Consider the following 15192-nt stretch of genomic DNA (forward strand, 5'->3'; position numbering starts at 1 on the left):
TCACGCACGCCCCATGTCGATCTGGATCTTCACGTCCGTCGGTCTCGCCTCCACCGCGCGGTCAAAGGCGGCGATGCTGTCGTCGAACGGATAGGTCTCGGAAATCAGCGGCTTCACGTCGATCTTGCCGGACGCCATCAGGGCAATCGCCCGGTCGTACATGTTGGCGTAGCGGAACACGGTTTCCATCCGGATTTCCTTGGACTGCGCGAGCACGATATCCATGGGCACGGGATCGACCGGCATGCCCACCCAGACAACGCAGCCGGCGGGGGCCACGGCCTCAAGTGCCGTCTGCACGGCGGGGGCGGCGCCGGCGCATTCGAACACCACGTCCGCACCCCAATTGCCGGTATCGGCACGGATGCGCGCCGCCGGGTCGTCGTCGCGCAGGTCGATGGGGATGACATTGTCGAACTGCCCGGCCACGTCCAGCTTGTCGGCCACCAAGTCGCTGACATAGACCCGCGCGCAGCCGCCCGCGAGCGCCGACAGCGCCGTGACGACGCCGATGGGTCCGGCCCCCGTGACCAGCGCCACGTCGCCGGGCCGGATGCGCGCGCGGGTCGCGGCCTGCAACCCGATGGCGAGCGGTTCGATCATCGCGCCCTCGGCAAAGCTCACATTGTCGGGCAGCCGGTAGGTGAACGCGGCGGGGTGCACCACCTCGGGCGTCAGGCAGCCGTGGATGGGCGGCGTGGCCCAGAACCGCACCGCAGGATCGACGTTGTAAACTCCAAGCTTCGCCGCGCGCGAGGTCATGTCGGGGATGCCCGGCTCCATGCAGACCCGGTCGCCCACCGACAGGCCCGTGACGCCCGGCCCGGTTTCCACCACCACGCCCGAAGCCTCGTGACCCAGCACCATGGGCGCTGTCACGACGAACGGGCCGATCCGGCCATGGGTGTAGTAGTGCACGTCGCTGCCGCAGATGCCTACGGTGTCCACCGCGATGCGCACCTCGCCCGGTCCGGGCACACCGGGCAAGTCGATGTCGCGCAGGGCCAGCTTCCGTGTTTCTTCGAGAACGAGCGCGCGTGCCATGGGAAGCCCTGCCTTGTCATGCCGCGCGCCGCCAGCCTCGATGTGCCGGACAGCCCGCCATTGATCCATTCGTATCGAAATGATTACAAATGTAAAATGCCGCCGTCAAGCACCACGCCCGCCCGACCCCGCGGCATCGAGAACCGCCTGCGCCGTCGCCTCGTCGGTCACCAGAGTATCGACGAAGCCCGCCCGCAGCGCCGCCAGGATCACGGGCACCTTGTGGGCGCCACCGGCCGCGAGGATCACGTTCGGGATGGCCATCAGGTCATCGAGCGTCAGGCCCACGAGCCGCCTGTTGATCTCGTGCTCCACCAGCTGCCCCTGGGCGTCGAGCACATGGCCGATGATGTCGCCCACCCCGCCCAGCCGCAAAAGGTCCGCCACCAGCACATCGCGCGGCAGCGCATCGCGCACCAGAAGCGACGAATGCAGGTCGCCCGTAGCGATGGCCGCCGCATCGCAGCCGCGCAGCTTGTCCAGACCCTCGACGATGACATCCTGTTCCATCAGGACCCTGCGGCTTTCCGGGCTGCCCGCATAGACGGGGGCGAGGAAGAAGCTGTGCTGCGCGTTGCACAGGTCCGCCAGCCGCGTGGTGATTTCATACCCGTTCAGGTCCGATCCGCGCATGATCCCGCCCATCACGGATACGATCTCCAGATCGGGCCGGTCGATGGGTTGCATGTGCCGCGTCGCAAGGTTCAGCGTGTTGCCCCATGACATGCCGAACCGGCGCACCGCCGGATCCTGAAGGACCATGCCCAGGTGACCGCCCAACCCCGCGCTGACCAGCGGCGTCACCGATGTCGGCTTTTCCGGGCTCGGCACCACCACCGCCCGGCGCAGCCCGAACCGGTCCGCCACGTCGAATTCCAGTTCTGCCGCGGCGGCATAGATGCTGTCGATGGACACCCGCAGGATGCCGCGCTGTCGCAGCTCGCTCAGTCCCTTGTTCACCTTCAGCCGGGTGAGCCCGAACCGCTTGGCAGCCTCGGCCTGGGTCAGGCCCTCGATCTCGCAGGCATAGGCGATGCGGACCAGAAGCTGTTCCTCGGCATCTATCTGTTCGGTCTTTATACGGCGTGACATGGCTTTTCCGACAATAGGTTCACACCGTCATGCCGCCTGCGGACCGGCCTGCCAACCCATCACCGGCGCGCCTATTTCACCGCCCCCATGGTCAGCCCGCGCACAAGCTGTTTCGACGCGATCAGCGCGAAGATCAGGACCGGGATCACGATCAGGGTCGAGGTGGCCATGATCTTGCCATAGGGCAGGTTGTAGCCTTCCATGAAGGACACGGCCATCGCGGGTGCGGTGCGCGCGTCGCTGCGGGTCAGCACCAGCCCGAACATCAATTCATTCCACGAGAAGATGAAGGAAAAGATCGCCGACACGGCAACGCCCGGCATCGCAAGCGGCAGGCAGATCTTCCGCATGATGGTGAACTGCGTGGCCCCTTCCATTCGGGCGGCTTCGTCCAGCTCATACGGGATTCCACGAAACTGGTCCGTCACGATCCAGATCACGATGGGCAGGTTGAAGGTCAGGTAGATCAGGATCAGCGTGATGTGCTTGTCGAGCATCCCGAAATTGCGCGCAATGAGGAAGAACGGCAGCGCCAGCACGATGGGCGACACCATGCGATTGGTGATGAACCAGAACCACAGGTCCTTCTTGCCGCGAAAATCGAACCGCGCGAGCGCGAATGCGGCAGGCACTCCCAGCACCAGCGCCAGCGCCGTCGTGCAGACCGCGATGACCAGTGAATTGATCAGCGTGCGCAGCACCCCGTCCTCGAACAGCGCCACGCGGTAATTGTCGAGCGTGGGCTGAAACGTCCACACGGGCGGCGATTGCAGCGCCACGACCTGCGTCTTCAGCGATGTCGTCACCATCCAGTAGAACGGGAAGACGCAGACGAGGATGATGACCGCAAGCAGGGCGATCTGGATCGCATAGGACCGGTTTGCCGGGGTCATCGGATCAGACCTCCTTGTAGAAGACGCGGATATAGATCTGCGCCAGCACGATCGTGATCGCCAGAAGGATGATCGCCTGCGCGGACGCCAACCCCTGGTCGAAGGCGCGGAAGCCGACCCGCTGGATCATCAGCGATATGAACTCGGTCGAGGCCCCCGGCCCGCCGCGCGTCAGCGTGAACACCATGTCGAACAGTTTCAACGTGTCGGCCGTGCGCAGGATCAGCACGGCGACCAGCCCTGGCACGAGGAACGGCAACTGGACGTGGCGCAGGATGACCCACCAGCTTTTTGTTTCCAGCCGCGCGGCTTCTTCGACCTCGTTCGGAACCATGGTCAGACCGGCCAACAGCACCAGCGCGACGAAGGGCGTCCATTGCCACACGTCCCAGAAGATGATCATGACGAACGCGTTCGTGGGATCGCCGATCCAGTTGATATCGGCACCGCCCAGAAGCTGGTTCACGACGCCGAAATTCTGGTTGAACATCACCTGCCCGAGCAGCCCCACCACCGCATAGGTCGTGGCCATCGGCAGCACGAGACTGAGCCGGCACAGTGTCTTGACCACCGTCAGCCCCGGCTGGTGCAGCACCAGCGCGATCCCGAGACCCAGTGCAAGCTGCAAGGGCAGCGATGTTCCCAGCAGGAAGAACGTGCGCCCCATCGCCTGCCAGAACGCCGTGTCGGTGAGGACGGTCTGGTAGTTCTCCAGCCCGACGAACCGCAACTGGCGCAGGCGCGTCAGGTTGAAGAAATGCAGCGACGTCCACGCCGCATAGAGAAGTGGCGCGATGCCGATCAGCGCGAGCGCGATCACCGACGGGCCGATGAAGGCGAAGATCGTTCTGCCCGAGGTTTTGTCCCGCATGGCGCTCACTTTTCAGGATCTGGACGGAGGAAGCGGGGCGGCACAGTCGCCGCCCCGCAGGATCATGTGGGTTATTGCACCAGAGGCCGGTCGCCGTCGTAGTAACCCGACGCCTCGAGGATCGCTTCCATGCGCGTGCCGATCTCGCGTGCGCCTTCCTCGACGCTGACCTCGCCCAGCATCATCCGCGTGCCCCATTCCTGCACGACTTCCGAGATCTCGGGCCATTCGGCAAAGCGCGGACGGAATTCCGGCACGCCTTCCGCCCAGCTTTCCAGAAGCGCGGGAATGAAGGTATAGGTCTCGGCCAGCGCCGGATCGTCATAGGCCGACTGGCGCGCAGGGACACCGCCCCGTTCCAGATACTCGACCGCGTTATCGGCCGAGGTCGCCCACTGGATGAACAGCCATGCCGCCGCCTGCTCGGCCTCGTCCGCCTGCGATGCGACCGCGAGCGAGAAACCGCCAAGCGCCGGGCGGCGGCCTGCAGGACCGGCCGGTTCGGGGGCGATGCCCACGCAGTCGGTCACGCGCGACGTGTCGGGATCGACGACGGACGAATAAAACGACGACCATTCGGTGATCATCGCCACGTCGCCCTGCGCGAAGCCGTTCACGGTTTCCGCGTGATCCCATGCGACGATCCCGTCGGGCATGTACTGCATCAGGTCCTGCCGGAAGTTCAGGCCCGCCTGGCTTTCCTCGCTCAAGAGGTTCGACCGGAAGTTCTCGTCGAGGAACGATCCGCCGAAGGGCCAGAGCATCCGCGCGAAGCTGTCCGCGCTTTGCGTTTCGTTGCGCTTGGACTGGAGCGCGAAGGCATACTTTCCGTCGCCGGTCAGCGCGGGGCCGTAGACGTCCTTCAGTTCCGCCCATGTCTCGGGCGGGCCGTCGAACCCGGCCTCTTCCAGCATGCAGCGGTTATAGAACATCAGGCCCGAATAGTTGTCGAACGGCAGCCCGTAGATCGTGTCGTTCCACCCGCCGAACGCGTTCAGCACCAGCGGAAAGAAATCGTCCATATTCAGATCCGGATCCACCAGTTCCGGAAACTTCGCCATGATGTCATCGACGGGCACGATCCATTCGTTTTCCGCGAAGTTGCCGATCCACACGAGATCGATCAACGCGATGTCCAGATCGCCGCCTGCCACGAAATCCCGCACCTGTTCACCAAGTGCGTTTTCATAGGGATGGTCGATGATGTTCACGTTGATGCCGGTCGCCTCGGTGAATTCCGGCAGCATCTCCTTGATCGCCTCGTATCCCGGGCGCAGCAGGAAGACGACGTCGATTGTCGTTCCTGCATAGGGTGCGGCGGCTTCGCTCAGGCTCCAGTCGCTCTGGGCGTTGGCGGCGGTCGCGGCGGCAGCCACAAGCGCCGTGGTGCACAGCATGGATTTCAGGTTCATTGGTTTCCTCCCTGTCGTGACGGCTGGTCAAATCATTTGTCTCGACTTACATACAAATGTATGAAATGAGACCGAAGTCAACACAAGTCTCGCCGACGATACATTTGTTTGTGCCCGACGGCACGCGGCACGGCACCGGGAGGATACGCGGGTGGCAACGGTTAAACTCAATCAGATCAACAAGTTCTACGGCACAACGCAGGCCCTGTTCGACGTGTCGCTGGACATCGAGGACGGGGCCTTCGTTGTCTTCGTCGGGCCGTCGGGTTGCGGGAAATCCACGCTGCTGCGCGCCATCGCGGGGTTGGAAGGGATCGACTCGGGGTCCGTCGTGATCGGCGGAGACGACGTGACCGATGCCGACCCGGCGGATCGCAGCGTGGCGATGGTCTTCCAGTCCTACGCGCTGTTCCCGCACATGACGGTGCGCCAGAACATGGAGTTCGGGATGAAGGTCAACAAGGTGGACCCCGCCGAACGCAACAGCCGCATCATGGAAGCCGCGCGCATCCTGCAACTGACCGACTATCTCGATCGCAAGCCCGCGCATCTTTCGGGCGGACAGCGCCAGCGCGTCGCCATCGGGCGCGCCATCGTGAAAAGCCCGAAGGCGTTCCTGTTCGACGAACCGTTGTCGAACCTCGACGCCAAGCTGCGCGTGCAGATGCGGGTGGAACTGGAGGCGCTGCACAAGCAGCTTGACGCCACGATGATCTACGTCACCCACGATCAGGTGGAGGCGATGACCATGGCCGACAAGATCGTCGTGCTGAACGCCGGGCGCGTGGAACAGGTGGGCGCGCCGATGGACCTGTATCATCGCCCCGCCAGCCGGTTCGTGGCGGAATTCATCGGCTCGCCCGCGATGAACGTGTTCGACCCCAACGACGTGGCCGGGCTGCGCGGGCTGGCCTTGCCGAACGGCACGCGCTTCATCGGCTGCCGGCCCGAGCATTTCGCGCTCCATCCCGAAGGCGGCGGCCATTTCGATGCCACGATCCTCGTGCGTGAACAACTGGGCGGCGAAACCCTGCTCTATGCAAAGGTCAGCGACGCGCTGACCGTGGTGCTGCGCACCGATGGCGACGACGACACCATGCCCGGCGCCCGGATCGGCATCGAGATCCCCGCCCACCGGCTGCATCGGTTCGATGCCGACGGCCGGGCGATTGCCTGAGGCCACGCCGGTGACCCTGCGAAACCGCACCGACCTCGTCATCTTCGATTTCGACGGCGTACTGGTAGACAGCGAAGTGATCTCGCTGTCCACCCTGCGCGACACGCTTCGGGACTACGGCGCGGACCTGACCGCGGCGGAGGTGCGGTCGCGGTTTCTCGGCGGCGCGTTCCACGGAATTCTCGAGTATCTTGACGGTCTGCCCGCCCCGTCCCGCCCCATAGATACCTTCGAGACGAACTGGTACGACACGCTCTTCGCCCGCTTCCGCACGGAACTGGAACCCATGCCCGGTGCGATCGCCCTTCTCGATCATCTGGACGATGCCGGAACCGCATATTGCATTGCGTCAAGCGGGTCCGTGAAGCGGCTCGGGGTGGCGCTGGAGGCGACGGGGCTGGGGGCGCGGTTCGGCGACCGGGTGTTCAGCGCCGACATGGTGGCACGCGGCAAGCCCGCCCCGGATGTTTTCCTGCACGCCGCGCGGCAGATGAACCACGCGCCCGGCGCCTGTCTTGTAATCGAGGATTCGCCAGCCGGGGCACAGGCGGCCCATGCCGCGGGGATGCGTGCGGTCGGGTTCGTCGGCGGATCGCACCTGCGTGGCATCGCGCGCGACCATGGCGACCGGCTGCGCGCACAACACGCGGAAAATGTGATCGACGACCTTCAGTCCGTGCGCGCCTTTCTCTGAACCTCGCGCGGCGCGATCAGAAAGCCCGCTCGAGAACCGCCTCAAGCATGTCGGCCCCAAGCGGCACCGGGTTCGCCTTCATGGAGGACGACCCGGCCGCGGCAGCAGCCACCCCCGCCAGATCGACCCGGTCCAGCCCCATGGCACCCAGCCCCGGCAAGCCTTGCGCGGCGGACCACGTCGCAAGTGTATCGGGCGCGTCATCCGGCACCCCGCCAAGCGTGTCGGCGATCCAGCCCCGCACCTCGGCGATGCGCGCGGCGGCCTGCCCCGTGGCCACGGCCCCGTTCGCCGCGACCACATGGGGCAGAAGCACCCCGCACACGGCCCCGTGCGGGGCGTTCGACACGCCGCCCACCGGACCGGCCAGACCGTGAACCGCGCCAAGCCCCGCATTGGCCAGCGCCAGCCCGCCGCACAGGCTGACCCAGGCCATGTCGTCCCGCGCGCGCGGATCCTCTCCCGTCATCAGGCGCACTAGCGCGGACAACCCGAGCGGAATCGCATCCCGGCACAGCGCATCGGTAAGCCGGTTCGCACGGTTGCAGACATAGGGTTCGATCACCTGCGTGACGGCATCTAGCCCGCTGGCCAGCGTCACCGCGCGGGGGGCGCCATCGGTCAGGGCGGGGTCCACGACCGCCAGCACGGGCAGCATCCGGTCGTCGCGCAGCGATACCTTGCGCCGGGCGTCAGGGACACTGATCACGGCGTTCTTCGTCACCTCCGCCCCGGTGCCCGACGTGGTCGGCACGGCGACGAAGGGCAGCGGCGGATGGTCGAGCGGCGCACCCTGCCCCACGACCTCCAGATGGTCCAGCATGGGCCGGGTCGCGGGCACGAGCGCCGCCACGGCCTTGCCAAGGTCGATCACCGCCCCGCCGCCCAGCGACACCACGACGGAAGCCCCGGCGTTTCGGGCGGCGGCGACCCCGGCCTCCACCAGTGCCACGTCGGGTTCGCGCGGGCAGGCGAACGCCGTGACCGAACAGCCCGCCGTTTCAAGGTCGCGACGGAGCCATGCGGACCGGGCGGCCTGTGCGCCGTGCACCAGCAGAACCCGCGTCCCGTGCCTTGCGACCGCCGGTGCCACGCCTGCGCCCGTTCCGCGTCCAAAGCGGATCGCGCCCGCGGTGAGAAAAGCGAAACTGTCGTCGGTCATGGTCGGTCTCCAGGATTGGCGGCCTTGCGGATCTGGTATGGCAGCGGCGGTGCCACGGTTCGCAGGCGAGTGCCGCGGGCACAAGGCAGTATTCCATCCCCGGTTCGGACGGAACACCGCATGCCGAGGCCGGTGAAGGTCTCAGCGCCCGGTCACGGCAACGGAGATTTCCTGCGTGGCGCGCTGGACGTTTTCGATAAGCCCACCGGGATTCTGCGCATCGCGGAACATCTCCAACCCGCTTGCCCCCAGCCCGTCGAACAACGCGATCATCGACGGCGACGACACCGCCTTGTTGTGCTGAAGCGGATCGTCATTGGCGTCGAACTCGGTCACGTCGATCACGCGGATCGGGACCTGATCGACCAGATCGCCCAACGCGGACGCATCCACCATCGACCCGAGCCGCGTGCTTTGACCGCGCAGCAGGGCGGACAGGCGCAAGGCACGGTCCTGCCCCGAAACGAAGATGTAGATCGGGATGTCCAGACCAGCGAGCGCCGCCGCCTGCGTCCGGAACACGTCGATATCGAGATCGGGCGCCAGCAGCACCACGGAAGACAGTTGCCCGAACATCTCGGGTGCGCCGCGGATGGCCATCTGGCGCAGCGTGTCCATCAGGACCTGCGCCCCCATGGAATGGGCGACGGCGACGATCCGGCGCGTGTCGCTGCGGGCCAGAGCGTCCAGCAGGTCCTCCAGCCCGTCACGGGCAAAAAGCGCGCTTTCCCTGTCAAAGGCATAAGCCCTGAAATCGCCCGCCGAGGACCAAGCATAATTCACCGATACGCCCTGCGACGAGAAATCGTGGCTGATCTGCGCCTGCCGATAAAGGCCCTCGGCGAAATTGGTGTTGTATCCGTGCACGAACACCAGCGCCTCGCGCTTGTCCGGCGGCAACGTGGCCGCCCGGGCACTCACGGCGGCCCGGAAGGCGGCGATGCCGTTCAGTCGATGGGCGGACACCGTGACGAAATCGCGGGCCGGATCGACGGCCCCGTCTTCGGGAAAGCGCACGGTGCCCGGCAACCGGTCGGGTGGCACGGACACCGCCATGTCGAGAAACCCGAGATCGTAGGACCGGTCGCGCGACAGGACGGCGGACCCCGGGTCCGGGGCGCGTGTTGTGGCGACCAGAACCTGTTGCACGCTGCCGACGCCGGCCGCGGCGGGATCGACCGTGATGCTGCCCCGCGGGGCGCACCCCGCGACAACAAGGCCTGCGCACAGGAGGACAGCCCTGATCGGCGCCGTGATGCGGTGGACGCGGCCCATGGTTCGTTTTCGCCTGCTTGCTCGGTTGCCCGTCAGGCCGCCGCGGTGACCGACAGATGCGCGCCCGCAGCGTTGGCGCGCGCCGATGACATCACTGGCAGGTGCCGACCCGCACGGTTTCCCCATCGCCCGTGTGATAGGCGCATTGCTGCGTCTGGCGGTTGCGGGCATAAAGCGACCCGGCGGCCGCGCCGGCACCCGCCGCGGCGACGGTCCATGCGTCGTTCGCCCCAAGCGCGGTCGCGGCGATCGCACCGATCGCACCGCCCGCGACACCCGCGCCCACCTGGTCGCGCGTGTTCGGGTCGCTGCATCCGGCAAGCGCAAGCGCGGCAATGATAGAGACGGGGACAAGTCTGCTCATGGTGTTCTCCTCTTCATTCGATGTTCTGACTGCCAAGGCGCCGCGACCCTGACCCGTTGGACGCACGGTGCGCATCGGACGATTGCAGGACAAGCCGCTGCGTTGTCGCACGGGTCGCGGCGCGCGCGTGGAACGGGGCCCTATCGGCCATGGGCCACCGGACCTGCCGGATCTGGCATGTCGTGGTACCGCGGCAGTATCCCCTTGTGGGACAGGAACACAGCCGCCGCGCGGGTCGTATCGAATTCCGACATGATGACCACGGCGACCGCCATGATCGGCACCGAGAACAGGGCCCCCGCCACACCCCAGATGCTCGCCCAGAAGGTCAGCGCCACGAGGATGACCCAGGGGCTGAGGTTCAGCGAATTGCCCATGACGCGCGGCGCGAGGATGTTGCCGATCCCGAACTGCACCAGCCCCAGCGCGATGCCGAGCCAGATCGTCGTGCCGGGTTGCGCGAATTCCACCAGTCCGGCGGCGACAGGAAAGGCCACCCCGACGAAAGATCCGATATAGGGGATGTAGTTCAGCACCGCGATGATGATGGCGAAGACCACCGCGAAATTCAGCCCGAACAGTTTCATGATGGCCCAGGACACCAGCCCGAGCGCGATGTTCAGCATGGTCTGGACGGCAAGGTACTGGCCGATCCGCGCGTTGACATCCGCGAGAATGACCTGAAGCCGGGAAAACTGCGGCCCCGGCAGGCCCAGCATGGACAGTTTGGCGGTGAAATCCTTCCGCTCCAGCATCAGGAAGGCGATGTTGAGCAGCACGAAGATCAGGACCGCCAGAGCCCCCAGCGCCGAACCAGCCGCCGCGCGCAGCAGGCCGCCAAGATCGAGCACCCCGGCCAGTTCCGCCTGGATGGCCCGCAGGGTCTGTTCGCCGTCAAGGTCGAACATCGCGGCGAAGAACCGGACGAAGTCGCCCGCCGCGGTCTGATAGGCCGGGGCCTCGGCGATCATCTGGCCGATGCTGCCCAGCATCAGGAATGTCAACTCGACCAGCGCCACGCAGATCAGCCCGGCAGCGATCAGGTCGCGCGCCCATCCCGGGATGCGCCGCAGCGGCGTTACGCGGGCCAGCACCGAAGACAGCCCCGAGATGGCGAAGACGCACAGCACGGCTGCCACGATCGGCACCAGCAGATCGCGGCCGACATGCAGGATCCAGCCGCTGACAGCCACGGTCACGAACACCGCGGCCACCCCGACGAGCCGCCCGTTCACCGGTGCCACGGGCGGTGCTGTCATCGCGGGCGGCCTCGGGCCGGGCGCGGCGTCACGTCTGCCCCTCGCCCTTCAGGAACAGCACCCGCGACAGCAGCCAGAGCCCGCCGACCATCACGACGATCTCCGCCGTGAGCGTCAGAACGACGGTCATCAGCCCGAGGATGTCCACGGCGGAAATCCACGACGACTCGCCCTGAACGGTCTGGATCACTGGCACGCCGCCTTGCGGCGCCTCGAGAAAGCGGATCAGCAGATACGTCATTTCCACGAACAGCACGGCCATCGACAGCACGATCCCGACACAGCTCAGCACCAGCCCGATCCACAGGCGGCGCTCCAGCCGGGGGCGGGTGGTGGTTCCGCTTCCGTCCGACAGGGCGCGGCCGATCTTGCGGTAGGTCCAGAACCACCAGGTGGTGAAGAGCAGGATCACGAAGCTGGCCAGCGTGGTCGCCCCCATTATCCCCGCGCTGCGGATCGGCGCCTGCACGCCATAAACGGACGAGAAGACGATGGTGATGACGATCACCGGGATCACGGCCACGAAGAGCTGGGTCCAGAAGGCGACGCTGCCCCAAAGCCGGAGCGCACGGCCAATGCTTTCGGCAGCGGTCCTGGAAAGCGGCGAAGTCGCTGCGGATGTGTCGGCCATGGTCTTTCCCCCGGACTGTCTTGTTTCAGGTGGAGTAGCCCGCGCCACCCGACGCGCAAAGCGTTTTCTGCCGCAGCCCCGATACTTGCCCCGTAAGCGGCGCGGCCCGTCCACGGCCTGCGCCTGGGCGCGGGGCGGACCCGGCCACCGGACTCCTTGCCGCTGCGGCGGGGGCAGCGCCGGGACGCCGCGCGGGCGAGGCGAGGGACATGGCGGGGCTCCTGCACGCCGGTCCCGGCCAGCCGAACGCCGCGCAGCCGGTCGGTACGGGCCCCGCCGTGGTCATGCGGCACCGCGATTGTTGTAGACAAGATCGTAGATCACCGGCAGCACGATGAGCGTCAGCACCGACGCCAGTGCGAGCCCGCCCATGATGGCGAAGGCCATCGCGCTCCAGAACACCGTGAAGGCGATAGGGATCAGGCCGAGCACCGTGGACAAGGCGGTCAGCGCGATGGGGCGCACCCGGCTTGCCGAGGCGTCGACCACCGCATCGCGGACCGACTTGCCCGACCTGCGCTCGTCCTCGATCTGTTCGATCAGGATCACCGCGTTCTTGGCGATCATGCCCACCAGCGCAAGAATGCCGAGGATCGCCACGAAACCCAGCGGCTGCCCCGACGCCAGCAGCGCCGCGACCACCCCGATGATGCCGAGCGGCGCCATGAACAGCACCATCCCCAGCAGCTTGAAGCTGCGCAGCTGGAACATCAGCAACACCAGCACAAGCACCAGCATCAGCGGCACGACGGCAAACACCGACGCCTGCGAGATCTCGCTTTCCTCCACCAGCCCGCCGGTGTCGATGGCGTAGCCCGCAGGCAGGCCTGCCCGCAGATCGGCAAGCGCGGGTTCGATGCGTTCGACAACGGTCGCGGCTTCCAGCCCGGGTGTCACGTCCGCCTGCACGGTCAGCGCGGCCACACGGTCGCGGCGATGCACCAGTGGGTCGGTCAGGGTATATTCCAGCCGCGCGATCTGCGACAGCGGCACGGTCCGCCCGCCCGGCACGGCGATCTGGAGATTGGCCATGCGTTCCGGCGACAGGGTCTGCCCGCCTTTCGCCCGCGCCACCACTGGCACGAGGTAGATGTCGTCGCGGATCTGCGTCAGGGGCGTACCCGAAAGGTACAGGTTCAGCGTGTCCGACACCGCCGCGGCACTCAGGCCAAGCCGCCGCGCCTCGTCCTGGTCCAGCACCACGCGGATTTCCCGTGACGGTTCCATCCAGTTGAAGCCGATGGAGCGCGTGTCGCCCACATCGGCGATCACCGCGGCGACCGCGCGCGCGATGCCGCGCACCCGGTCGAGATCGGGGCCGGTCACGCGATACTGGACCGGCCAGCCCACGGGCGGACCCAGTTCCAGCGCATAGACACGGCCCGTGGCTTCCGGAAATTGGTCGATGAGGATACGTTCAAGCGCGGGCTGAAGCCGCAGGCGATCCTCGATGCTGTCGGTGACCAGCACGAGTTGTGCGAAGAACGGGTTGGGCAGCTGCGCGTCGAGCGGCAGGTAGAACCGGATCGCACCGCGCCCGATATAGGTGCTCCAGTGCGCAAGCCCCTCCTGCTCGGCGAGAATATCCTCGAACCGGTCCACGGCGGCCTGTGTGCCGTGGATCGATGCGCCCTGCGGAAGGGTGATGTCCACCAGCAATTCGACCCGGTCCGACGGCGGGAAGAACTGACGCTGCACCTGCGACAGGCCCAGCACCGCCACGACCAAGGCGGCCACGGTCAGCGCGACCACCGGCAGCCGCAGCCGCAGCGCGGCGTTCAGTACGGCGCGGTAGCCGCGCAGAAGCACGCCTTCGCGCCCGTCCGCATCCGCCTTGGGCGCGCGCAGCAGCGCCACTCCGATCACCGGCACGAACAGCACGGCCACAAGCCAGGACGCCAGCAGCGCGATCCCCACGACGGCGAAGATCGAGAACGTGTATTCCCCGGCCGAACTTTGGGCGAAGCCGATGGGCACGAAGCCCGCGATGGTCACCAGCGCGCCGGTCAGCATGGCGAAGGCCAGCTTTTCATAGGCGTAGGACCCGGCTTGCAATTCGTCGTCCCCCGCGGCGAGCCGCCGGCTCATGCTGTCCACCGTCGTCATCGCGTCATCGACCAACAGCCCCAGCGCGATGATGAGCGCCCCGAGCGAGATCCGCTGAAGGTTGATGTCAGCGATATGCATGATCACGAAGACCGCCGCCATGGTCAGGGGGATGGCGATGGCGACCACAAGGCCCGCCCTCACCCCCAGCGCCACGAAACTTATAACCAGCACGATCGCGATCGCCTGATAAAGCGATTCCGTGAATTCCGCGATGGCCACGTCCACGATCTCGGACTGGTTGGCCACAAGAAACGGCTCGATGCCGATGGGAAGGTCCGCCGTCAGGTCCGCCACGCGGGTTCGCAACCGGTCGCCAAGTGCGATCACGTCGCCGCCTTCGGCCATGGACACGGCCAGCCCCAGTGCCTCCTGCCCGTTGACTCGGAACATGGGCTGCGGCGGGTCGGCATATCCGCGCCGGATGCTGGCGATATCCCCAAGCCGCACCCGCCGGTCGCCCAAGGTCAGAACGATCTCGCGCAGGTCGTTTTCATCCGTGAAGGCACCCGACACGGCGACGGAAATCGCATCCGTGCCACTGCGCATTGTGCCGCCGGGCCGCACGAGGTTCTGCGCGCGCAGCGCGTCGCGCACGGCCCCGGGTGGCAACCCGAGCGACGCAAGCTCGGCGGGATCGAACTCCACGAAGACGGTTTCGTCCTGCGCACCCAGCACCTCGATCTTGGCGACATCGGGCACGCGCAGCAGCTCGGACCGGATATCTTCGACGTAGTCGCGCAACTCGCGGCGCGAGAACCCGTCCGCCGTGAACCCGTAGATCACGCCGAACGTGTCGCCGAACTCGTCGTTGAAGCCGGGTCCGATCACGCCTTGCGGCAGCGTGTGGGCCATGTCGCCGACACGGTTGCGGACGTTCTGCCAGGTTTCCAGCACCGCGTCGCCGGGCGTGGCCCCGTCGAGATGGACGAACAGCGTCACCACGCCGGGCCGGGTCTGGCTGTCGATCCGGTCGAGAAACGGGGTTTCCTGAAGCGTCTGCTCCAGCCGCTCGGTCACCTGGAGCAGCGTTTCCTCGGCCGTGGCGCCGGGCCATGCGGCCTGCACGACCATGGTGCGGATGGTGAAAGGCGGGTCTTCGTCGCGGCCCAGCCCCAGGAAGGCCAGCGTTCCGGCGACAAGAACCAGCGTCATGAGGAACAGGGTCAGCGCCTTGTTCCGAAGCCCCCAGGCCGAGATATTGGCCGACAT

The 15192-nt window shown here is 66.5% G+C and carries 13 protein-coding genes; 2 read left to right on the top strand and 11 right to left on the bottom strand.

Annotated features, from left to right (window positions below; genetic code table 11):
- From DDE13_RS05010 to DDE13_RS05030, 5 genes are all read right to left on the bottom strand, one after another.
- A complete protein-coding gene (locus DDE13_RS05010) occupies window positions 1-1044 on the bottom strand; it encodes an NAD(P)-dependent alcohol dehydrogenase (protein WP_111402175.1) in 1044 nt (347 codons plus the stop codon).
- A 105-nt stretch (window positions 1045-1149) separates the two neighbouring features.
- Window positions 1150-2136 (bottom strand): sugar-binding transcriptional regulator, encoded by a 987-nt coding sequence (locus DDE13_RS05015; RefSeq protein ID WP_111402067.1) that lies wholly within the window; start codon window positions 2134-2136, stop codon window positions 1150-1152.
- A gap of 71 nt (window positions 2137-2207) precedes the next feature.
- Entirely contained in the window at window positions 2208-3029 is an 822-nt protein-coding gene (locus DDE13_RS05020; protein WP_111402069.1) for a carbohydrate ABC transporter permease, read from the bottom strand.
- 4 nt (window positions 3030-3033) lie between these two features.
- Complete coding sequence (locus tag DDE13_RS05025) at window positions 3034-3900, bottom strand: carbohydrate ABC transporter permease (RefSeq protein WP_111402071.1); 867 nt, start codon at window positions 3898-3900, stop codon at window positions 3034-3036.
- A 71-nt stretch (window positions 3901-3971) separates the two neighbouring features.
- Window positions 3972-5312, bottom strand: coding sequence for an ABC transporter substrate-binding protein (locus DDE13_RS05030; protein WP_111402073.1), 1341 nt, complete (start codon window positions 5310-5312; stop codon window positions 3972-3974).
- A gap of 151 nt (window positions 5313-5463) precedes the next feature.
- Here DDE13_RS05030 and DDE13_RS05035 point away from each other — a divergent pair, with 151 nt between their 5' ends.
- Both DDE13_RS05035 and DDE13_RS05040 read left to right on the top strand, forming a co-directional pair.
- A complete protein-coding gene (locus DDE13_RS05035; RefSeq protein WP_111402075.1) occupies window positions 5464-6489 on the top strand; it encodes an ABC transporter ATP-binding protein in 1026 nt (341 codons plus the stop codon).
- A 10-nt stretch (window positions 6490-6499) separates the two neighbouring features.
- Entirely contained in the window at window positions 6500-7183 is a 684-nt protein-coding gene (locus DDE13_RS05040) for an HAD family hydrolase (protein ID WP_162630861.1), read from the top strand.
- Between the two features lie 16 nt (window positions 7184-7199).
- On the opposite strand, the gene DDE13_RS05045 is transcribed toward DDE13_RS05040, so the two are convergent.
- From DDE13_RS05045 to DDE13_RS05070, 6 genes are all read right to left on the bottom strand, one after another.
- Window positions 7200-8345 (bottom strand): iron-containing alcohol dehydrogenase, encoded by a 1146-nt coding sequence (locus DDE13_RS05045; RefSeq protein ID WP_111402079.1) that lies wholly within the window; start codon window positions 8343-8345, stop codon window positions 7200-7202.
- A 141-nt stretch (window positions 8346-8486) separates the two neighbouring features.
- Window positions 8487-9620 (bottom strand): alpha/beta hydrolase, encoded by a 1134-nt coding sequence (locus DDE13_RS05050; protein WP_162630862.1) that lies wholly within the window; start codon window positions 9618-9620, stop codon window positions 8487-8489.
- Between the two features lie 91 nt (window positions 9621-9711).
- A complete protein-coding gene (locus DDE13_RS05055; protein ID WP_111402083.1) occupies window positions 9712-9984 on the bottom strand; it encodes a glucose-6-phosphate isomerase in 273 nt (90 codons plus the stop codon).
- A 140-nt stretch (window positions 9985-10124) separates the two neighbouring features.
- Complete coding sequence (locus DDE13_RS05060; protein ID WP_111402085.1) at window positions 10125-11243, bottom strand: AI-2E family transporter; 1119 nt, start codon at window positions 11241-11243, stop codon at window positions 10125-10127.
- Window positions 11244-11271: 28 nt separating this feature from the next.
- Complete coding sequence (locus tag DDE13_RS05065) at window positions 11272-11874, bottom strand: DUF3611 family protein (RefSeq protein WP_111402087.1); 603 nt, start codon at window positions 11872-11874, stop codon at window positions 11272-11274.
- Between the two features lie 282 nt (window positions 11875-12156).
- Window positions 12157-15192, bottom strand: a complete 3036-nt coding sequence (locus tag DDE13_RS05070) for an efflux RND transporter permease subunit (protein WP_111402089.1) — start codon at window positions 15190-15192, stop codon at window positions 12157-12159.

Source organism: Meridianimarinicoccus zhengii (genome assembly GCF_003254465.1).
GTDB lineage: Bacteria > Pseudomonadota > Alphaproteobacteria > Rhodobacterales > Rhodobacteraceae > Meridianimarinicoccus > Meridianimarinicoccus zhengii.